Genomic DNA, 21,135 nt, shown 5'->3' with positions numbered 1-21,135 from the left:
GAGGACAACATGGGATTATTCGATCAAAAACCTAAAGCTGTGAAAGACAATGAAACACAGAAAAAAGGGGCACGCTTAATTACAGTGGCTGAACCCAAGCACGTTATCTCAGAACAGTTCCGTACATTGCGTACTAATATTGAATTCGCTTCGATTGGCACTGATCAGTTGAAGACGGTCATGTTCACATCACCGGAAGTATCTGATGGTAAGTCAACCGTATCTGCTAACGCAGCGGTGACTTGGGCACAAGATGGTAAAAAAGTCTTGGTAATTGATGCGGACTTGCGTCGTTCAACCGTTCATACGACTTTTGGTGTGTCTAATCGTGCTGGCTTAACGACTTTATTAGCAAGTCACGAACCACATATGGAAAGCGAATTGATTCAAGAAACATTCGTGCCGAATCTTTATGTCTTGACAAGTGGGCCAACGCCACCTAATCCAGCTGAACTGTTAAATTCTAATCGCATGGCACAATTGATGGCACAACTACGTGAACACTTCGATATCGTCGTCGTTGACGTACCACCAGTGTTAGCCGTAACGGATGCACAGGTATTATTGCCACAGATTGATGGTGTTGTCTTGGTTGTCACAATGGAGAAGACTTACAAGGTTAACATTAAGCGGACGGTTGATACTTTGAAGCTTGGCGGTGCCAGAATTCTTGGCTTCGTGACGCGTGATAAGAGTAAGGGTGCGCACGGTTACGGCTATGGCTACGGTTATGGTTACGGCTATGGGAATACAAAATCAAAATAGGCTGAGAGAGATTAGATAATGGGAGAAACTAAGAAATTGGATGGTACAGTTAATTCACAACAAATTGTAGTTCGTCGCAACACACCTTATCTTTTCGCTAAAAGAGTACTTGACTATATTGGCAGTGGCATTGGTATTATTCTTTTCTCACCAATATTATTAATTATTGCCATTGTAATTAAGTTAGAGGATGGCGGACCAATTATTTTTAAACAAGAGCGCATTGGTCACAATGGCCGTCACTTTAATATCTACAAGTTTCGGTCAATGCGTATTGACGCTGAAGAACTAAAGGCAAAACTCTTAGACCAAAATGAGGTTGAGGGGGCAATGTTCAAGATGAAGGACGACCCACGTGTAACACGCTTTGGTAAGTTCATTCGTAAGCATTCTTTGGATGAATTACCACAGTTTTTTAATGTGTTCTTAGGTGATATGAGTCTTGTCGGTCCCAGACCGCCATTAGTTGACGAAGTGGCTAAATATACTGCTTATGAAAAGCAGCGACTATTAGTACGTCCTGGATTATCTGGATTGTGGCAAATTAGTGGTCGTAATAATCTATCTTTCGCTGATATGGTTGAACTAGACTTGGAGTATATTCAAACCAGAAGTATCTGGTTAGATATTAAAATTATCTTTAAGACTGCCTGTGATATGGTTGCGATTAGGAAGAATGGGGCGTTTTAGAATGAAAGTAGCTTTAGTAGGTTCAAGTGGTGGTCACTTAACGCACCTTTATTTATTAAAAAAATTCTGGGAAAAAGAGGACCGATTTTGGGTTACTTTTGATAAAGAAGATGCTCGTAGCATTTTAAAGAATGAACGTAAATACAACGCTTATTTTCCAACTAATCGTAATATTATAAATCTTGTTAGAAATACTTTTTTAGCAATTAAGATACTTTTTAAAGAAAGGCCTGATGTGATTATTTCTTCAGGTGCAGCAGTTGCAGTTCCATTTTTCTATTTAGGAAAATTATTTGGGGCTAAAAACTGTTTATATAGAAGTATTTGATCGAATTGATAAGCCCACTTTAACAGGAAAGTTAGTTTATCCAGTGACGAACAAATTTATTGTACAGTGGCCGGAGATGAAAAGAGTATATCCTAAAGCAATTGATTTGGGAGGTATTTTTTAATATGATTTTTGTTACTGTGGGGACACACGAACAACCATTTGATAGATTGTTAAAGAAAATAGACGGTTTAATTGAAAGTGGGGACATCACCGAATCTGTTTTTATACAAACTGGTTATTCTGACTATGTTCCTAAATTTGCTAAATCCAAACAATTTCTAAGCAATATAGAAATGGAAAAAAATATTGATGAGGCAAGAATAGTTATTACTCATGGGGGACCTGCCAGCTTTTTGAGCGTACTTTCTAAAGGAAAGATACCAATAGTTGTTCCTAGGCTACTTAAGTTCAATGAACATGTTAACAATCATCAGGTTGTGTTTGCTGAAAAAGTAGTTAATAAGGGATATCCAATTAAGCTTGTGACTAATATAGATGATATTTTAAGTTTTATAGAAGAATATAAAGAAAATGATATGGAGAGACAGTATAATTCGCACAATGAAAAATTTGTTGCTGATTTTTCACATATTATTGTAAACATGGTGAGATAGCAATGAAAATAGAATTTTTTACAGATGATGAGGATATGATGGAAATGAGCTTGTCTAGCAATAAAAAATATAAAAACGCAAGATAATTTTGTTTATCAGTTGCTTTGTTTTTTGGCATTAGCTATCTCTTTGATGTCTACAATAAATGCACTTGGCTTATTGAATTCTAACGTTTTAAGCGCTATTCAAGCTATGGTTGTAGTAACAATTTATTCTTTAGTAATTATATTGCGAAAAAAATTAGAATAATAAGTCTCATTCTAATTATTATGTCTTATATTACTTTAGTTTTAAATAATGCTCCGTACATGATTTCAGTAACAATGTTAATCATGATAACTGATATTATAGGGTATTTTCCTAACATAGATTACAAAAAATTTTAGGGATTTTTTTACGAGCTCGTTATTATTATTTTGCAGTATTGTTGTGCTGTATTATTTATTTAATTTCAACAATCATGACGTAGAAATGTGGCGTATTGATAAGATAATACATCGAAAGTCTTTGGGATTCATTCATCCAAATATTGCCTCAATGATATGGGTGAGTATATTTTTTGCATACTGTGGTTTGGTGGGCCAAAAATATAGTAGATTTAAATATTTACTCATAGCATTTTTATCATTAGTTATTTTAAATCAAACACAATCTAGAACATCCATGTATGTTTTGATAACTATTAGTTTTATCTATATTGTTCTAGGTAAAAATATAGATAAAGCCATGTCAAAAAATTTTTCATGGATAATATATTTTATTCCAATCTTATTAACCGTTCTATCCATATATGTTCTATTCACACCTATAAATAATGTTTTGAATGAGCTGCTATCTGGAAGAATTCAACTTTACCAGTCTTTCTATCAAGAATATGGTATTCATTTATTAAAAACCAGTGAACTCGAATCAGCAATGTTCGACAATGGGTACCTTCAGGCATTACTTGCTAAGGGGATTTTGTTTCTTATAGAATTGTTGATTGTATATTTGTATATTCTAAAATCTTATTCTGTATATACAGTAAAGCAGTGGATACTATTTATTGGCTACTTCGCTATGGGCTTCACAGAAACAGCCTTGCAACATTTTGAATTGATTTTACCCATTCTTATGATAACTGCAATAAATGACGAGACATTAAGTAATCACAAATAAATTAAATGGATAAGAAAAGCATGATACCTAAAGTAATTCATTATATTTGGTTTGGAGGAAAAGCTAAACCAAATAAAATTGTACAGCAGATTGAACAATGGCGAAGCATATTACCTGATTACCAAATAAAAGAATGGAATGAAACCAATTACGACATAAAAAATATAAATGTAAAATATGTTCAAGAAGCATTACAAGAGAATATGTGGGCATTCGTCAGTGATTATGTTCGACTAGATATTCTAAATAGAGAAGGTGGAATTTATCTCGATACAGATGTAGAAATTTTAAAATCGTTTGATGAATTATTAAAGAACAAAGCGTTTATAGGGCGAGAATCTAAGTATGCTTTTAGTACAGCAGTAATTGCTAGCGAACCTAAGCAAAGGTGGCTTCAACAGCTGTTAGAAGATTATTCTAGAAGGACATTTTTAATCGATAAAAATGTTTATGATAAAACACCTAATTCTAAATATATATTATCTTTTTTATTAAGAATTATAATTTTAATAATTTAGAGAATCAACAGCTTGTTAATGGTGTAATGATATATCCATCTACATATTTTTCTCCAATAAATTTTGCTACTCATAAAACTAATATTAGTAAGGAAACATTGACAATTCACCATTATTCGGGGACGTGGAAGTCTAATAGTGCAAAATTAAAGGATATGATATTAATAGCGCTGACTCGGTTGTTTGGAGAAGCTATTATTGAAAGAATAAAAAATCAAGAAGTATTTTTAATATTTTAAAGCCATCTACATGATAAGGAAAATATTATGCCTAGAATATCTGTTATTATTCCTATATATAATACAGAAGAGTATATTTATGAATGTTTAGAATCACTAAGGAAACAAACCTTTACTGATTTTGAAGCTATCATTGTAAATGATGGTTCGACGGACAGATCTTTAAATATAATTCAAAATTTTATAACGATGGATGCTCGGTTTCAATGTATAACCATTGTTAATTCAGGACAATTACTTGCGCGAAAAACTGGTATTGAACTTTCTAAAGGAGAATATATTACATTTCTGGACGGAGACGATTTTGTATCGAAAGAGTGGTTGGATACACTCTTGGTTAATATAGAACGTGAAAAATCAGATATCTCGATTATTGGATATAATCTATATTTTGATAATGGCAATAAGTATATTAGAATGTCTAATCCAAAATTATCTTTTACAAGTGCCGGAGATGAAATTTTAGAAGAATGGATATCAGCTAAGCACTTTGAAGGATTTTTAAACGATAAAATGTTTAAAAAGAATTTATTTTCTCATATTATATGGCCAAAGAATATCAGGTATTTAGAAGATATTGCTCTCCTAAATCAAATAATAGTAAAGGCAAAAAAATAACATATTGTGGATATAATTTATATCAATATCGTCAAAGGGAAAACAGTATTGTACATAGTACTTTTAATTCTGCTGAATTTAAATCATTAGTTTATATTGAAGACATGATAGTCATGTCTAAGGGGAATTATTATTTGGAGAATCTTGCCTATAGTCGATATGCTAAAATATCCCTTTCTATATTTGGTCAAATGGATAGAAATAGTATAAAAGAGCATAGTGAGATAGTAGCCGACGTCTTAGATAAAATACATCATATGAAGAGTATTGGTAAAATTCAAATGCGTAACAGTATTGAAGAGATTATTCTAACTGGAATGTTAGTTACAAAACGTGTATATATATTATCTCGTATTGAAAATCAATTAATCAAAATTAAACATTACATGAAAAAAGATAAGAGGTCTAAAATTAAAGTGCTAATATCTATAATTGTGCCAGTATATAATGTAGAAAAGTATATAGCAGATTGTCTAGAAAGTATTGCTAAACAATCTTATCAGAATATTGAAGTAATAATTGTAAATGATGGTTCAACAGATAACTCAATACAGATATGTAAAGACTATGCAGAAAAAGATAAACGTTTTAAAATCATAACACAAAAAACCAGGGATTGTCAGCTGCAAGAAATACAGGTATGAATTATGTCAATGGTGAGTATACTATTTTTATAGATAGTGATGATAAAATAAGTATACATTTAGTGGATAAATGCGTGAACATTATTCATAATTTTACCGATATTAGTATGGTCTTTTTTCTCATTACATACACACTAATGACAAAATTATTACGGACTCCTATTATGAAGGTATCGATAGTGGAACTTATAGTCCGGAAGATATGGTGGATAATTTATTAAAAGAAAAAGTTCAAATTAATGCGTGGAGTTATATGTTTAATTCTTCTCTTATGAAAAAGAATTTTTTTGAATTTCCAGAGGGATTATTATACGAAGATATGGTTCCTATTGTAACCCTTATTCATAATTCTAAAAAATTTATTATTTAAACGAACCGCTATATATATATTCAATAAGAAAAGGTTCAATAACATCTGCTACGTCTATAAAAGCTCGGGTGGATCACATAACTAATCTTGATAATTTTTCACATTTTATTACTAATAATTATCCAAATTTAATAAATCAATTAAAACATTTTCAAATAAAAATTTATATTCAATTACTGGGTGAAATATGTGAAGAAAATATAATAATGGGAAATACTAGTAGTGTGAAAAAATCAGAAAAAGTTCATTTGATGAATCGAGTAAAGAAAATTTTAAATGAAAAGACTATTCGTATTAGCAAGAAATTATATTTAAAATATATTAGTCATAGGATCAATATTTTTCGTTTTTAAATATCTGAAAATCTATATAAGACGTAATTAATTTTTATATAGAAAAATTAATTCATGAAAGAGGGATATAGTGAATAAAGAATCAATATCTGTGATTATAACGACCTATGAACGTTCAGAAATGTTTAAACCTGATAACTTTCTTATAAAAAGAGCTATTCAAAGTGTTTTGGACCAAACTCTCAAAAGTGAAGAAATTATTATTATAGTAGATGGTAAATCTCGGTATATTACATCTATCGTTGAAGAATTTAATAGGGAAGACATTATTAAAATTGTACAGACCCAAGATAAGGTTGGCGGGAATGAAGCTAGAAATATTGGGATTAGAGCTGCAACAGGGGATATAATAGCCCTACTAGATGATGATGATGAGTGGCTACCGGAGAAATTAAATAAGCAAATTTTGTTATATAAAAGTATTTCTGAAGAGCAAAAGATAATATTTTCACCCATGTACTTTGGGGAAAGTAAGGATAATGTTTCTCAAATTAGTCCGTATGAAGTTAATGAAAATATAGCTAATTATGTTTTAGAACGTAAAGGAGCGATTCAAACTTCTACTTTGTTAGCACCAAAAAATTATTTTTAGATTATCCGTTTACGAAAAATCTAGTTAAACATCAAGATTGGGATTTAATATTTAGATTAGCATTTTCTACTACTACTAAATTTTATCAAACGTCAGACCCTTTAATTTATTGCCATTTAGATGCAGTGAAAGGACTATCAGTTAGTCGTAAAGTTCATCCCGTATTTTCCCTTAATTGGATAAATCAGTATAGGAATCAGATCTCTAAAGAGGGGTACAGGGACTTTGTATGGGCAAATGTAGTAAGTTGTTTATTTAAAAGTAAAGTAGATTCACAAACTAAAAATAAAATAATTAAAATACTGGGCTTTCATAATGTACTAATGATTGTTTTATTTAAGATAAAACAAAAAATATTAAGGACAAAAACTTTTTAGTATAGTGTTAGGATTATTAAAAATACTGATAAGATTTTTGAAGGGAACTCTGTATTTGAAAAATAGTCATTTTTCCACGAATTAAATACTATTGAATTAGTATATGGATCTTTTTTGGTAGCGGGCACCATTATAATAGATAAATTATGGAAACATTCTTTAGTTTCATCAGTATTATATTAAATATATTTAGTTTTTAAAAATTTTTACAAGTGCGTAATTAATTTTTTGTTCACTATCTAGATTATGAATTATAAAGAAAGAAGAAATATAAAATGAAGATCGCAGTTGCAGGTACAGGATATGTTGGTTTGTCGTTAGCTACTTTGTTGGCACAGCACAATGAAGTAACTGCTGTGGATATTATTCCAGAGAAAGTAGATTTAATTAATCAAGGGATTTCTCCCATACAAGATAAAGAAATATCTGACTTTTTGGCAAATAAACAGTTAAATTTAAAAGCAACAACTAATGGTAAAGATGCCTACAGTAACGCTGAGTTTATTGTTATTGCGACACCTACAAATTATGATACTGAAACGAATCATTTCGATACGAGTGCTGTTGAATCTGTCATTAAAGAGGTATTAGAATTCAATCCAGAAGCATTGATGATTGTAAAATCAACAATTCCAGTTGGCTTTACAGCATCAGTTAAAGAAAAATATAATACAAACAATATTATCTTCTCTCCTGAATTCTTACGTGAAGGTAAGGCGCTTTACGATAATCTTCACCCTTCAAGAATTATTATTGGAGAAGATTCTGACAGAGCACGCCAATTCGCAGAACTATTGAAAAATGGTGCTTATGATGAAGATACACCAGAATTATTTGTAGATAGTGCGGAAGCTGAAGCGATTAAGCTTTTTGCTAATACTTATCTTGCAATGAGAGTGGCGTACTTTAACGAATTAGATACTTATGCTGAAGTACGTGGACTCAAATCACAGAATATTATTGACGGTGTTGGCTTAGATCCTAGAATTGGTAAGCATTACAATAATCCTTCATTTGGTTATGGTGGTTACTGCTTGCCAAAGGATACAAAGCAACTATTAGCTAACTTTGAGAATGTACCGAATAACATTATTAAAGGCATTGTAGATTCTAATACAACACGCAAAGATTTCATTGCTGATCAAATCATTAAAAAGAACCCTAATAAGGTCGGAATCTATCGCTTAACAATGAAAGAAGGTAGTGATAATTTCCGTGCCTCATCAATTCAAGGTGTAATGAAGCGTATCAAGGCTAAGGGAATTGAAGTAGTCGTTTATGAACCAACACTAAAGGAAGATGAGTTCTTTAGGTCTGCTGTAATTCATGACTTTGATACTTTCAAAAAGGAATCAGATGTCATCGTGGCAAATCGTTGGGATGATAGCTTACGTGACGTAGAAGATAAAGTATACACACGAGATTTGTATAAGAGAGATTGATATTGGAATAACAATGAATAAAGTCGGGAAGAATCTATTATATCAGTCTAGTTACCAAGTTTTAAAAATATTGATGCCATTAGTCACAGTGCCTATTGTTGCCCATTCATTGGGAGCTGGAGGCGTTGGAAAATATGCTTTCGCAAATTCTATTGCACAGTATTTTGTCTTAGTAACAGCCTTAGGGTTACCATTATATGGTACGCGTGAAATAGCCAAAGTGGTTGATGACAAAACGTTATTAAGTAAAAAGTTTTGGACGCTAGAGGGTTTTAGTCTCTTATTAACTGCAGTTATATTAATTTGTTATTTTATAACGGGTTTAATATTTAACTTAGGAACTGTATATTTTATACAATCATTATTAGTTGTAGCGGCTGGGCTTGATGTTTCTTGGTTCTTTATGGGAATAGAGGACTTTCAAAAAATCACAATTGTCAACTTCTTATTGCAATTGACGTCATTTTTCCTAATTGTGACGCAGATTAATTCTGCCGATGATTTGATTAAGTACACGGTAATATTGACGCTTGTCGCATTTTTTAATCCGCTCACACTATGGTTCTTTTTGAGAGAGCAAATTCATTTTGTTAAACCTATTTTCTCAGAGATGTGGTTAGCACTAAAGGAATCAGCAGTTTTGTTTATTCCTCAGGTGGCAATTATTTTATACACGAATCTGAACAAAACAATGCTTGGCACGTTAGGCAGTAAATCATTTGTTGGTATATTTTCTAACGCTTTACTGGTTACTACTATTTTTATTACATTAATTTCGTCTATTGATACAGTATTAATGCCACATGCTACTCGTCTTTTCAGTAAAAATGAATATGATAAAGGCTATTTGATGATTCAAAGAGTGTTGAATTTTGAAGCTTACTTTACTATTGCCATATCGGCAGGAATCATTGCGATAGCGGACAAACTTATTCCTTGGTTTTTTGGGTCAACATTTTCTAGTATGAATTTGGTATTACCTATATTAGGATTACTGGTTATTGCGATTCCCGGTGGGATGACCATTTCTAGACAATATTTGATACCACAGGGACGAATTAAAGAATATAATACGTCAGTTTATATTGGGGCTATTTTAAGCATTGGTTTGAATTTTATATTAATTCCTATATTGGGAGCTATTGGAGCTGCCATTGTATCTGTAGTTGTTGAGATTTTGATTTGGGTAATTCGACTTTGGGATTTTTGGAAGAGAACCCATTTAAGCTATTCAAGATGGCAAGTATTGATGAACGTTTTATCCGCTATGGCTATGATTTTTGTTATTAAATTATTTACGATGAACATGACTGCAAATTTATTAACAACAATTATTCAGGCTATCTTAGGCGTTATTGTCTATGTCACGCTAACAACAGTATTAAATGCTAATCCCGTTCTGCCTTTGTATAGAGAATTTAGAAATAAGAAATCTTAAAGTAATTGCAATAATCACAAGCGTTTTTTAATCTTTTTTATATCTAGCGCCATATAATAGACATATAGACTATTAAATAAGCAAGTATATAAGAAACTTAATGGAGAGTAAATCATCATGCATGCACCTAAAGTCAGAAAAGCAATCATCCCCGCAGCGGGACTTGGCACACGTTTTCTACCAGCTACCAAGGCATTAGCTAAAGAGATGCTACCGATCGTTGATACACCAACGATTCAATACATTGTTGAAGAAGCAATTGCTTCTGGTATCGAAGATATCGTCATTGTTGACGGTAAGTCAAAGCGTTCAATTGAAGACCACTTTGATTCTAACCCTGAATTAGAAAACAACTTAAAAGAAAAGGGTAAGGATAAGATGTTGGAGTTGGTCCAACAGACAACCGACATTAACCTTTACTTTATCCGTCAATCTCATCCCCAAGGATTGGGTGATGCGGTTTTGACAGCTAAGTCATTTATCGGTAACGAACCTTTCGTTGTCTTGCTAGGTGATGACTTGACGCAAGACGAAGAACCACTAACGAAGCAATTGATTGATCGTTATAATCAGACGGGTGAATCAACATTAGCCGTTATGCGTGTACCGCATGACCAAGTATCTGAATATGGTGTCATTGATCCCGCTGCCAAGGTGAGCGAAGATGGCTTGTACCGTGTGAAGAACTTCGTTGAGAAGCCTAAGCCAGAAGACGCACCATCTGATTTGGCGATTATTGGACGTTACTTATTAACACCTGAGATTTTCGAAGAATTAGAGAATACGGCACCTGGTAAGGGGAATGAAGTGCAATTGACCGATGCGATTGATTCATTGAACAATCGCCAGCATGTTTATGCACATGAATTCAAGGGTAGTCGTTATGACATTGGTTCTAAGATTGGTTTCTTGGAGACGAATATTGAATTTGGCTTGAAGCATCCCCAGACGAAGGATGATTTGAAAGCTTATATTAAAGACTTAGCGCAACGCTTAGATTAAGCTGTGGAGAACTCGCATGATAGCGAGTTCTTTTTATTTAGCTTGAGAACCACTTTGTGCTAGGATAAAGAAAAAGGACGACAAGACAGATAATCGCAACCGAATATAAGGAGGCATTATGGCAAAGGTCTTAGAAGTACAACAGTTGAACAAGTATTTTGGTCAATTTCAAGCGTTAAAGAATGTATCTTTTGATATTGAGAAAGGCGAGGTATTTGGCTTTCTGGGGCCGAATGGTTCGGGGAAGTCAACGACAATTCGCGCTATTTTGGGATTAATTAAGCATGATAGTGGTGACATTAAGCTACTCGGTATGGATACAGCGCAGCACATGATGGCAGCACATCAACGCATTGCTTATGTACCCGATGATGTGTATTTATGGCCGAACCTTACTGGTGGCGAGGTGATTGACTTATTATTACGGATGAGTGGTCATGAGCATACGTCACGAACGGATGCGTTAATTAAGAAGTTCGAGTTGAACACTAAGAAGAAGTCGCGCACATATTCCACTGGGAATCGGCAGAAAGTGCCATTAATTGTCGCATTTAGCTTAGATGTTGATTTATATATTTTTGATGAACCAACGAGTGGCTTAGATCCCTTACAAGCGCGCAATTTTCAAGAGGAAGTATTAGCCTTAAAGCAAGCAGGCAAGACGGTATTATTGAGCTCACACATTTTGTCAGAAGTTGAAAAGATGATTGATAAGCTAGCTATCATTCGTAATGGTGAGATTATTGAATCTGGAACATTATCAAGTATGCAAAACCTGGCCGAATTGAATGTAAAGGCAACGCTACCAGATTACGAGACTGTTTTACGCTTTAGTCATCGGCACAAGTTCGCCAGCATTCACAACACAGCGTCATTTGCCATTCGGCGTGATGAACTGGCAACCGTTTTGCGTGAATTAAGCGAAGCTGACGTACAAGATTTACAGATTACGCCACCAACACTCGAAGACCTCTTCATTCAATACTATGATGTAGGAGGCGCGCAATGAAGCAAACGAATCATTTAGGGTTATTGCTACGTTTGAATGTGAAGCGTGACCTGAAGTACATTGTCATTTGGCTGGCAGTGATTATGTTCATGATGATATCGGGGCTGATTAAGCTAACCGATGTTTATGGTGACACGAACAGTATCCAACAATTGGTATCGATGATGAGTACACCGATTATGACGACAATGTTTGGTAAGGTGCCGGAGATTAATCATTACAACACTGCCATTTTATTTGGTGCGATTATGATACCGATGATGGGTGTACTAATGGGGATGATGAACATCCAAATTGCGGTTAACGGCGCACGACGAGAAGAAGCGGAAGGCGCAACGGAACTCATTCGCGCGACCTCGGTTAAGACCGAGACACCCTTACTATTGGTGATGGTGGAACTATTGGTGCTGAATATTGTCACCACGTTATTGATATACGGGTCATTATTAATACTGCCAATGCAGGGGGCTAACGCAGGTACTTCGTTACTTTTGGCTGGTATATTAGGGATGATTGGTTTATTCTTTGGCAGTGTGACACTGGTTATCGCCCAATTATTTGCGGACGCACGTACCGTATCTATGGTTAGCTTTGCAATTTTGGGGTTAAGCTATGTTTTGCGCATGATAATTGATGCGCGGGGATTATATGACTTTGTCTGGCTATCGCCCTTTAACTGGTTGGAATCAACACAAGTCTATTTTGGCAATCATTTGCGTTACATGATTTTACCATTAATTTTAATTGCCGTTTTCTCGATTTTAGCCGTTATATTGGTACAACGGCGCGGCTTAAATGCCGGTATTATCCAGACAGCGGATCAAGGGCGTGCACGAGCGGGCATGACCTTACGTGGCTTTGTGAGTGTATTGAGTCGTTTAGAGCTTAAGGGCGTTATCGGTTGGCAGCTGGGTATTGCGTTTATGGCTATGATTTATGGGAGTTTATTCAATGAAGTCGCCGATATGGTAGCTAGTAATCAAAACTTAGTCAAAGTCCTTGGCTTGCAGAAGGTTCAGGGTATGCAAGATGAGTTATTTGCACGCTATATGGTGATGATTAGTTTACTATTGGCTTTACTGGCGATCATGGCTGGCTTTAGTGTGATTCAGCGTCAGCATAAAGATGCGCAAATTGGTGTTTTTGATTTGTTAGGTTCACAACCCATATCGCGAACAAAATATTTCTTAACTTACACTGTTGGTGGCCAGCTGGTCGGTATCATATCCTGGATTATCGGATATCTGGTGCTATGGGTAACGGCTAGTCTAACAGTTGAGCGCAAGTTACCAATTGATCTATTTATGACTGCTTTTTGGGGATATTTACCAATGATTCTATTATCATTAGCGATTGGTGCCGTGTTCATTGGTTGGTTACCACGTTGGTTTTACGGTCTCTATATTTATTTTGGCGTGATGTTCTTATTAACGTACATGAAGCATTTGTTAGAATTACCAGATTGGTTCCTACGGCTATCGGCATTTGGCTGGACTGAAGACATTCCGGCAGTGAGCGTTTCCCAAGTGACACTGTGGGGGATGGTGATTATCAGTGCTATCTTAATGGCCATCGGCTGGCTTGGATTTAGGCGCCGTGACTTAGTGTGATGAGGCGATGCGCCTCTTTTTTGTGCCATTTAATGTTCATCGTTACACAAAGTTTCAAAAAGTTATTGACAAATGTAAAAAACTGTGAAAAGGCTTTACATTGTTTTTTAAAAGTGTAAAATAATCGGTAATTATAGCACAAACGTTTACATTAGTATAGGAGAAGGACTTGTAAAATGGTAGGAGAGAGATGTTAAAAGAAGTAAGTTATGATGATGCTGTGAATAATCGCATCTTTAGTGATAATGTGACACAACGTATGATTGCAGTAATACCAGCCCATAATGAAGAGGATATTATCGCCAATACGCTCAAAAGTCTCACCGAGCAAGTTGTACCCGATGATTTAGTACTCGATGTCTTTATTGCTTTGGATAATTGTACGGACAACACTGAAGGAGAAATTCAACAGTACGCTGACCAGCTTAACTTGTACATATTAAAAACAGTTGATAATAAGCAACGTAAGGTGGGCGCTTTGAATCAACTGTATCGGTTATTTTTAGGTGATAATTCTAAGCACGCACAACCGCTTAGCGAATCCCACATGAAAGCAGTGAAAAATATTATTGCGATTGTTGGCTTGGATGCCGATGTGTATTTAGCGAAGAATTGCCTAAGTACAATTTATACAGAATTATATTCTGATTATCGTATTGCTGCAGTAAGCGCTAACTATACGTGCTTGTTACCAGAATCTAAGCATCGCATTCCAAGAAATTTACCCAATCGGGAAGAACTTATTGCAAGAGGTAAGTTCGGCGGACCACTATCACGCTTTTTGGCAGTACAGCAGAACCGTTCATTTGCCCAATGGACCATCGAACAAAAAGCGAATGGCTATGTCGCTGAAATTGCGGGTGGACAATGCTCGATTTTTAAGCCCGAAGCATTGATTGAAGTGAATGAACGTTACAAGCTCAATGGCGTTTACGATAATTCGACTGATACAGAAGATTTATTACTCACACAGCAATTACGCTCGCTCGGCTGGCAATGTGTGATTAGTGATACGGCACGCTGTTATGTGGATAGCATGGTGACAGTATCAAGTTATTACAACCAACAGTTAAAGTGGGCATCTGGTAAGTTGGAATATATGCAAAAAGCGCTTTTATCAACGGCATATGCTCGAAAATTATGGTTTGAGGAAGGCATATTGTTCTTGAACACCATCATTCGCTTGTTATTGGTGATTCTGATACCAGTATCTTTGTATATTGGTGATTTTGAGTGGAATTGGATTTGGGCATTTCCGTTAGTTGTGTCTTCAATTCTGGGCGTTGTGGTGACGCTTAAGACACCGAATCATCGTTTTATTGACTTGCTACTGTCATTAACGGGGATTATAACGGAAGCTGCTATGATTTTTGATATCAAGATTCATTCTAGAGCTTGGTTGAATTCATTACGTATTGAGAAAGTTGATGGTTGGCATGTGCAGTACATGGCCGAAAAAGGACAGCTGAACCGCAATTATTTGCCATATTTATTTGGCGCGCTAACAGTTGGTGTATTATTATTGCTAGAATATACGGATATTATTAGTTGGTATAGTGCATTGGCGACAGTACGGCCATATATTGATTTTTGCTTTGATCTATTAACCTTACTGACGGTGGTGACATTTTTGCTCATGCTTGGCAAGCTCTTTAAATTACGTGGTCGCCATCGCGCATAGCATAATTTATTTTAATTTATGAAACCGCTTGCAAAACGAACAATAATCAGGTATACTATATGTATAGATTAGAAGAAGTTCTAATAACATTTAGTTGTTGAAGCTATCCAGCGCAGGTAGTGTGAATGGACTTCTGCTAGTCCGAGGCAACTCAATCGCAGTTGATATGATGAAGTGGCATGAGTGACGCGAACTGATGTGATGGATTGATATTAACGAGACAATGGTATCTGGATGCTAGGTGAGAGCCCTAGAGGGTATTATTGGAGATTGGGTTGCTTTTGTGTGTAAAATACTATTTTTTGATTAAGGGAGTAATCGAAAATGAGTAAGACATTGAAATGGTTAGGCAGTATCTTTATTCTTGGCCTATTGTGTTATGTATTTTTTCTTTTTGGTAGTAGCCATGCGCAACAAAGTCAAAAGATTGATAAAAAAGCCAGCAGTAAAAGTTCAAAAGTATCGTCTACTGCGCATAGCACATCTTCATCACAGGAAAGTGATAGTGCAAGTAGTGTGACGACCTCATCTAGTGTCAGTGTTAAGAAACTGTCTACTGATGAAATGGAACAAATTGCACTGGATTTTGTTAAGTCACATTCGACATCACCAGCAACAGTTCATGTCGCAAAGGCAACGTCTAGTCCACGATCAGAGTGGAAAGATGAGACAACGTATGATGTTGTTGTATTTGATACACCACAACACTTTATGGAAGTTGAGGTGAATGCCTATACGGGTAAGCCTTATAATTACGCACTATCTGAAGCAGCCACGGCTGTAACTGATGATCAGTTCCTGTCACGCGAAACAGATATATTAAGTCAGCTTAATGCTGCAACGGATGATGCTTATCGTCGAGGCGGACAGGCTGCCAATTCTATGGAACAGACAGATGATACCGATTATTACCCAATGTACTTCACTCGAAAGGGTGCCAATACAGGTGCATCCGGTCCTGGAGCTAAAGTCCCAGAATCTAGACCAGATGACCAAATTTGTTTTCAATTAGACAAGAAAACATTAAAGATATTGAATCAAAGCGAATTACCTAGTTTTACTCAAAATATAGAATAGTGAAGAGGTCTTGAATAGACCTCTTTTTATTTTTACTAAATACTTTAACATGATTACGTACTTTTAATAAGTTAACATAATTTTAATTTTGAACCTGTATAATCATTCCTACGAAGTAACGTACCGACACGGAGGGAGAAGAGGTGAAATTTTCAAGAATAGTTAAGTTAGTGATTGTTGTTGTGGCAATTATTTTTGTCGTACAGAATCCTGATAAAGTAGCAACCGGTAAGGCATGGGTAACGAATCAGGTACAGCAACTGGCTACATTACTCAATACACAAGGTGGCCAAAATACACCAACCAGTAACATATCAAGTCGTCAATCAACCACAAGTCATACAGATGCAACAGCTTTAAATGGCGCGATATGGCCTAAGCGGACTTTGAAAGTTTATTTTGATGTGTCACTGAATAGTAAGCCAGCCTATGCAACCGCATGGCAACGTGCCTTTGACAATTGGAATGCGGCAAAAGTGTTAACCCTGACCAAGGTTGATAATAAGAATCAGGCCGATATCGTGCTAACGACTGAAAATCGGGATGATACGATGCAAGCCGGTGTAGCAGAAACACAATTTCTATTGAACCCAATCACAGGAAAGAAATCAATCACGCATGTTACCGCAAAATTGAACGAACATTATTTAGATGACTATTCGGCTGTGCGCAAAATGAACACCGCCGAGCATGAACTAGGGCATGCCTTGGGACTAGACCACGTCTCTGATCATGCGTCAGTCATGCAACCGCAGGGTTCTGAATATGGTATTCAGACTGCCGATATTAATCAATTAAAAGCCTTGTATCAAAATTAGAAATAAATTATGAAACCGCTTGCAAAACTAGCGGTAATCGGGTATACTATATGTATAGATTAGATGAGGTTCTAATAACATTCAGTTGTTGAAGCTATCCAGCGTAGATAGTGCGAATGGACTTCTCTAGTCCGGGCAACTCAATCGCAGTTGACATCACAAAGTGACAAAAGTTACGCGAACTTGCGTTATGGACTGATGTTAACGAGACAATGGTATCTGGCGTTAGGTGAAAGTCCTAGGGGATATCGTTGGAGATTGGGTTGTTTTTATTTGGATAAAATGATTAAAAAGGGCAAGTCTTAACGACTTGCCCTTTTGAGTATTAGGAGAGATGGTATGGTTATCGTTTACGACGAATAGGGACGACACGATAAGCAACCTGAGGCCTTGTGAGGGTGGAAAGTAATTCAGCTAACTGACGAACATATTTCTGTACTTGAGTGATTAGCATATTTTAATTCTCCTTTGAATTCAATTCTGTGAGAGACAATGATTATAAACGGTTACTGCTGATAATCGAATTGGTTCTGTATTTGAATGATTCACGAAGAACTACCTCCATTCTTTTAAACACAACGGGCTCTAGCTAAATAGTACTGCGGTGAGCGATGATTTACAAATGTTATGCTTTTAAACGCATTTATTTTTTGTCTGAAACGTAAACGACCGTGAAAACCTCGCAAATACATGGGATTTGTTCATGAAATGTCTGATTCATAGCTTGATATGCTGCTTGAAAGAACTTACGATGTTCAGCGCGCCAATAAGCCAAGCTTCGATCACCTTCGCCTTCATGATAGGCATGTTCAGCGCTAACTTGATTAAAGTTAATTGTCTCGACAACTTTAGTTTGCGTGATACAAGCAGAGTGACCTGAACCATCTAATACAATATTATACGTACCAACCTTTGGTTTCTTTTCGTTAGGTTCATATAATTCGAGTGCAGACGTCGTTGCAGTTTTGATACCCTTGACAATCAAATCAGCCAATTCATCGCCTATTTTCTGACCATCCCCATATTGCTCGGCAGTGTAATAATCATCAGTGATATGCTGGTCAGCTTGAAACTGTTGCCAATAGTGTTGAATTTCTTCTGAATTTACCATGAACGATCTCCTTAATGTTATCGATATTTTAGCATAATTATGGCATACTGATACAATTTTTGACGACAAAAGTGATGATATACAGTATGATTATAATACATGAGTTTAAGGGGGATATGATGGAAATTAGAGTGATTACAGCAATGACAGTTTCAGGATTTGAAAAGAAGGTTAACGAGTATATTGAAGAACTACGCCAGCAAGGTATTCGAGACATCGACATACAGTATGGTCCGATAAATAGTGTGCATTCAGCGATGATTGTCATTAAAGATCAAATGTGACCATATTTGTTGAAACCGCTTGCAAAGTTAGCAATAATCGGGTATACTATATGTATAGATTAGATGAGGTTCTAATAACATTCAGTTGTTGAAGCTATCCCACGCAGATAGTGCGAAAGGACTTCTCTAGTCCGGGCAACTCAATCGCAGTTGACATCACAAAGTGACAAAAGTTACGCGAACTTGCGTTATGGACTGATGTTAACGGGACAATGGTATCTGACGCTAGGCGATAGGCTTAGGGGATGTCATTGGAGATTGGGTTGCTTTTTTATTTGGCATAGATCATTCTTTCAGATATACTAAGGTAAAACTAGCACTTTGCTGGTTTTATTTTTAGTATACGCGATAAAATTATTTTTTATAAAGGGACAAATAGTCATGTGGACGACAATACTGGACATTGGAACGCTATCGACAATGTGTATCGGACTTGGGTTATCTTTACTCACAATCCTACACTTTCATGATGCGACGCAACTAAAAGAGTGGTATTTTGTTCCAGTCATCATTTTCTTGCCATTACTTTATAGTCTATTATCGGTGTCTAAGCTTGTTTTTGGGTATGTGTGTCTTTATTTCTTACTGGCGATTCTTGTTTATCACTATATGAATAGGAAATTTGGCCGCTTATATTTTTTGCTCAGTGTCGGCGTTATTATTGGTTATTTATCCATTGTTGAGCGCCAGATATCGATGAGCCTAGTGCTACTCATTTGTGTTAATGGTATTTTGGTTTATTTAGCCACAATGGCTGTTGATCATTTCAACATCAGTAAATTATTGAAAACGGCACTATCTGCGATTGTGATGCTGGGACTCGAACGTTTATCAGGGTATTTTGTCCCGCGTCATACGCCATTTACATTCAAGGCAACGATGATTTCAGCCATTGCGTTATTGATTGTTTTGGCTGTTATTCATTATTTCTATGTTTATTTGACCAAGCGACAGGCCATGATTGATGAGTTGACTCATAAAGCAAATGTAGATGAATTAACAGAATTGTACAACTTATACCATTTGCATCAAGATTTTAGTTTGGAACAGATTAATAAGACAATGCTATTTATTGCGGTATTAGATCTTGATCACTTCAAGCAAGTCAATGATACCTACGGACATACAATGGGCAATAAAGTTTTAAAGGTATTTGCTGAGCAGATTCATCAGTATTTTATTCGAGAATTGGGCAAGAATAACTTCACTTTATATCGTTATGGTGGTGAAGAATTTGTGGTCGCTATTAAGCAACTCAAAGGCACCCCAATCCGTGAATTATTTGCCCAACTCCAAGTCGAGATCAATCAAATTAATATTGATGACTTGGTTGAACAACTTAGCTTTTCTGCAGGGGTTGCCTGTTTGAAGGCTTATCATCATGATCCTTTAAAGGCTTTTGAAGCAGCGGATAGGCTATTATATGCTGCCAAGAAAGCGGGGCGACATCAAACGATTGTTGAACAAATCTGTTAATATAGCCGGCGGATCATGGCATAATTTAAGAATCATTAATATGGTGCGGCATGAAAGTAGATGATATACTACTTAAGGGCATATACTATATGTGCATGTTAACTGGGTTAACGGCGCATGACATTTTGGGATTTGGAGAAGGTGAATGAGCGAATTAAATACTCATCCGTCTGCTACGTGGGTGGAATCATTGTACTTTGTCGTACAGCCGGTGATGGCCGTTGAGGCAGCACCAAAGCAGGCTTCAGTAGCATTTTATGAACTACTATTAAGAAACAAAGAAACGCAGCGTTTTCCAAATTACTTTTTGGATAAGATTCAAGAGCGTCATGGTAATGCGGAATTTCTTTATTTTGCCGAAACGCAACTCATGGCATTATTCAAGCAGTATCCCGGCGTTAAATTTTCTTTGAATTTTGAAAGCTGTCAATGGCAATTCCCAGAAACAGCCGTCTTTTTTGATAATATGAAGGCTTACAATGATCTATTAATGATTGAATTAACTGAGCGCATTTATAATATGGATGATTTTGACCACTTGGAAGAAGCATTCAGCATGATGCATGATTTGCAATACCAAGTCTTGTTGGATGATATTTCAACCGGGCAAAATAATATTCAGGTACTTTTCAAGCATATTCATGAATTATGTGGCGTTAAGTTTTCAAAGCATCCGTTTTTAAATATAGCAGATGATGTCATGATGCCGTTTTTGGAAGCTTATGTGAACGTCTGTTCTAAGGCGAATTTAATGTTTGTCATTGAAGAAATTGAAAATTGTAAAGCAGCCAAAGTATTTTTGGACAAGGGGATGTTTTTCCAACAAGGTTGGTACTGGTCTAAACCAATGCATCTTAGTCAAATTAGCAGTTGAAACGTTGATTTTACTGAATAAAAAAGTTTGCGATATTAGTATAA

19 protein-coding genes and 2 pseudogenes are annotated in these 21,135 nt (G+C 35.7%); 20 read left to right on the top strand and 1 reads right to left on the bottom strand.

Annotated features, from left to right (window positions below; translation table 11 throughout):
* The first annotated feature begins 9 nt into the window (after positions 1–9).
* The 17 genes and pseudogenes from LEUFL_RS12740 (at position 10) to LEUFL_RS0101315 (ending at position 17,346) form a co-directional block, all read left to right on the top strand.
* Positions 10–765, top strand: coding sequence for a CpsD/CapB family tyrosine-protein kinase (locus LEUFL_RS12740; protein WP_010006978.1), 756 nt, complete (start codon positions 10–12; stop codon positions 763–765).
* 18 nt (positions 766–783) lie between these two features.
* Positions 784–1,455, top strand: a complete 672-nt coding sequence (locus LEUFL_RS12735; protein WP_010006977.1) for a sugar transferase — start codon at positions 784–786, stop codon at positions 1,453–1,455.
* Position 1,456: 1 nt separating this feature from the next.
* Positions 1,457–1,907 (top strand): annotated as a pseudogene (gene pssD, locus LEUFL_RS10875) (PssD/Cps14F family polysaccharide biosynthesis glycosyltransferase).
* A gap of 1 nt (position 1,908) precedes the next feature.
* A complete protein-coding gene (locus tag LEUFL_RS0101390) occupies positions 1,909–2,400 on the top strand; it encodes a glycosyltransferase (protein ID WP_010006975.1) in 492 nt (163 codons plus the stop codon).
* A gap of 471 nt (positions 2,401–2,871) precedes the next feature.
* Positions 2,872–3,558, top strand: coding sequence for an O-antigen ligase family protein (locus LEUFL_RS12340; RefSeq protein WP_050792560.1), 687 nt, complete (start codon positions 2,872–2,874; stop codon positions 3,556–3,558).
* A gap of 20 nt (positions 3,559–3,578) precedes the next feature.
* Positions 3,579–4,076 carry a glycosyltransferase family 32 protein gene (locus LEUFL_RS10865; protein WP_010006971.1) on the top strand — a complete coding sequence of 166 codons (498 nt, stop codon included), beginning with the start codon at positions 3,579–3,581 and terminating at the stop codon, positions 4,074–4,076.
* A gap of 266 nt (positions 4,077–4,342) precedes the next feature.
* Positions 4,343–4,933, top strand: a complete 591-nt coding sequence (locus tag LEUFL_RS12335) for a glycosyltransferase family 2 protein (RefSeq protein WP_010006970.1) — start codon at positions 4,343–4,345, stop codon at positions 4,931–4,933.
* Positions 4,861–5,798 (top strand): annotated as a pseudogene (locus LEUFL_RS12565) (glycosyltransferase family 2 protein). Before LEUFL_RS12335 ends, LEUFL_RS12565 begins: the two are co-directional and overlap by 73 nt.
* A 572-nt stretch (positions 5,799–6,370) precedes the next feature.
* Positions 6,371–6,892: a glycosyltransferase family 2 protein gene (locus LEUFL_RS0101360; RefSeq protein ID WP_010006966.1), complete on the top strand. Its 522-nt coding sequence runs from the start codon at positions 6,371–6,373 to the stop codon at positions 6,890–6,892.
* A 652-nt stretch (positions 6,893–7,544) separates the two neighbouring features.
* Positions 7,545–8,711 carry a nucleotide sugar dehydrogenase gene (locus LEUFL_RS0101350; RefSeq protein WP_010006963.1) on the top strand — a complete coding sequence of 389 codons (1,167 nt, stop codon included), beginning with the start codon at positions 7,545–7,547 and terminating at the stop codon, positions 8,709–8,711.
* Between the two features lie 13 nt (positions 8,712–8,724).
* Entirely contained in the window at positions 8,725–10,149 is a 1,425-nt protein-coding gene (locus LEUFL_RS0101345; protein ID WP_010006962.1) for an oligosaccharide flippase family protein, read from the top strand.
* 117 nt (positions 10,150–10,266) lie between these two features.
* On the top strand, positions 10,267–11,151 hold the full coding sequence (galU, locus tag LEUFL_RS0101340; protein WP_010006961.1) for a UTP--glucose-1-phosphate uridylyltransferase GalU: 885 nt from the start codon (positions 10,267–10,269) through the stop codon (positions 11,149–11,151).
* A 118-nt stretch (positions 11,152–11,269) separates the two neighbouring features.
* A complete protein-coding gene (locus tag LEUFL_RS0101335; protein ID WP_010006960.1) occupies positions 11,270–12,160 on the top strand; it encodes an ABC transporter ATP-binding protein in 891 nt (296 codons plus the stop codon).
* Complete coding sequence (locus tag LEUFL_RS0101330; RefSeq protein ID WP_010006959.1) at positions 12,157–13,770, top strand: ABC transporter permease; 1,614 nt, start codon at positions 12,157–12,159, stop codon at positions 13,768–13,770. Before LEUFL_RS0101335 ends, LEUFL_RS0101330 begins: the two co-directional genes overlap by 4 nt.
* A gap of 190 nt (positions 13,771–13,960) precedes the next feature.
* On the top strand, positions 13,961–15,451 hold the full coding sequence (locus tag LEUFL_RS0101325) for a glycosyltransferase family 2 protein (protein ID WP_010006958.1): 1,491 nt from the start codon (positions 13,961–13,963) through the stop codon (positions 15,449–15,451).
* Positions 15,452–15,775: 324 nt separating this feature from the next.
* Positions 15,776–16,528, top strand: coding sequence for a hypothetical protein (locus LEUFL_RS0101320; protein ID WP_010006957.1), 753 nt, complete (start codon positions 15,776–15,778; stop codon positions 16,526–16,528).
* Positions 16,529–16,671: 143 nt separating this feature from the next.
* Positions 16,672–17,346, top strand: coding sequence for a matrixin family metalloprotease (locus tag LEUFL_RS0101315; RefSeq protein WP_010006956.1), 675 nt, complete (start codon positions 16,672–16,674; stop codon positions 17,344–17,346).
* A 643-nt stretch (positions 17,347–17,989) separates the two neighbouring features.
* On the opposite strand, the gene LEUFL_RS0101310 is transcribed toward LEUFL_RS0101315, so the two are convergent.
* Positions 17,990–18,457, bottom strand: coding sequence for an ASCH domain-containing protein (locus LEUFL_RS0101310; protein ID WP_010006955.1), 468 nt, complete (start codon positions 18,455–18,457; stop codon positions 17,990–17,992).
* Positions 18,458–18,573: 116 nt separating this feature from the next.
* On the opposite strand from LEUFL_RS0101310, the gene LEUFL_RS12835 reads away from it, so the two are divergent.
* The 3 genes from LEUFL_RS12835 to LEUFL_RS0101295 all read left to right on the top strand — a co-directional run bounded on the left by LEUFL_RS12835 (position 18,574) and on the right by LEUFL_RS0101295 (position 21,091).
* On the top strand, positions 18,574–18,741 hold the full coding sequence (locus LEUFL_RS12835; protein WP_158004496.1) for a hypothetical protein: 168 nt from the start codon (positions 18,574–18,576) through the stop codon (positions 18,739–18,741).
* Between the two features lie 381 nt (positions 18,742–19,122).
* Entirely contained in the window at positions 19,123–20,217 is a 1,095-nt protein-coding gene (locus LEUFL_RS0101300) for a GGDEF domain-containing protein (RefSeq protein WP_029508585.1), read from the top strand.
* A 145-nt stretch (positions 20,218–20,362) separates the two neighbouring features.
* Positions 20,363–21,091 (top strand): EAL domain-containing protein, encoded by a 729-nt coding sequence (locus tag LEUFL_RS0101295; RefSeq protein ID WP_010006952.1) that lies wholly within the window; start codon positions 20,363–20,365, stop codon positions 21,089–21,091.
* Positions 21,092–21,135 lie beyond the last annotated feature (44 nt).

The sequence above is a fragment of the Leuconostoc fallax KCTC 3537 genome (assembly GCF_000165675.1).
Classification (GTDB): Bacteria; Bacillota; Bacilli; order Lactobacillales; family Lactobacillaceae; genus Leuconostoc_B; species Leuconostoc_B fallax.
The sequence above is the reverse complement of the archived record's forward strand: the minus strand, read 5'-3'. Positions and strand labels throughout refer to the sequence as shown.

Coding starts and splice junctions, on each gene's coding strand:
- LEUFL_RS12740 (WP_010006978.1), top strand. CDS start 10: ATGGGATTATTCGATCAAAAACCTAAAGCTGTGAAAGACAATGAAACA.
- LEUFL_RS12735 (WP_010006977.1), top strand. CDS start 784: ATGGGAGAAACTAAGAAATTGGATGGTACAGTTAATTCACAACAAATT.
- LEUFL_RS0101390 (WP_010006975.1), top strand. CDS start 1,909: ATGATTTTTGTTACTGTGGGGACACACGAACAACCATTTGATAGATTG.
- LEUFL_RS12340 (WP_050792560.1), top strand. CDS start 2,872: ATGTGGCGTATTGATAAGATAATACATCGAAAGTCTTTGGGATTCATT.
- LEUFL_RS10865 (WP_010006971.1), top strand. CDS start 3,579: ATGATACCTAAAGTAATTCATTATATTTGGTTTGGAGGAAAAGCTAAA.
- LEUFL_RS12335 (WP_010006970.1), top strand. CDS start 4,343: ATGCCTAGAATATCTGTTATTATTCCTATATATAATACAGAAGAGTAT.
- LEUFL_RS0101350 (WP_010006963.1), top strand. CDS start 7,545: ATGAAGATCGCAGTTGCAGGTACAGGATATGTTGGTTTGTCGTTAGCT.
- LEUFL_RS0101345 (WP_010006962.1), top strand. CDS start 8,725: ATGAATAAAGTCGGGAAGAATCTATTATATCAGTCTAGTTACCAAGTT.
- galU (WP_010006961.1), top strand. CDS start 10,267: ATGCATGCACCTAAAGTCAGAAAAGCAATCATCCCCGCAGCGGGACTT.
- LEUFL_RS0101335 (WP_010006960.1), top strand. CDS start 11,270: ATGGCAAAGGTCTTAGAAGTACAACAGTTGAACAAGTATTTTGGTCAA.
- LEUFL_RS0101330 (WP_010006959.1), top strand. CDS start 12,157: ATGAAGCAAACGAATCATTTAGGGTTATTGCTACGTTTGAATGTGAAG.
- LEUFL_RS0101325 (WP_010006958.1), top strand. CDS start 13,961: ATGTTAAAAGAAGTAAGTTATGATGATGCTGTGAATAATCGCATCTTT.
- LEUFL_RS0101320 (WP_010006957.1), top strand. CDS start 15,776: ATGAGTAAGACATTGAAATGGTTAGGCAGTATCTTTATTCTTGGCCTA.
- LEUFL_RS0101310 (WP_010006955.1), bottom strand. CDS start 18,457: ATGGTAAATTCAGAAGAAATTCAACACTATTGGCAACAGTTTCAAGCT.
- LEUFL_RS12835 (WP_158004496.1), top strand. CDS start 18,574: ATGATGGAAATTAGAGTGATTACAGCAATGACAGTTTCAGGATTTGAA.
- LEUFL_RS0101300 (WP_029508585.1), top strand. CDS start 19,123: ATGTGGACGACAATACTGGACATTGGAACGCTATCGACAATGTGTATC.
- LEUFL_RS0101295 (WP_010006952.1), top strand. CDS start 20,363: ATGAGCGAATTAAATACTCATCCGTCTGCTACGTGGGTGGAATCATTG.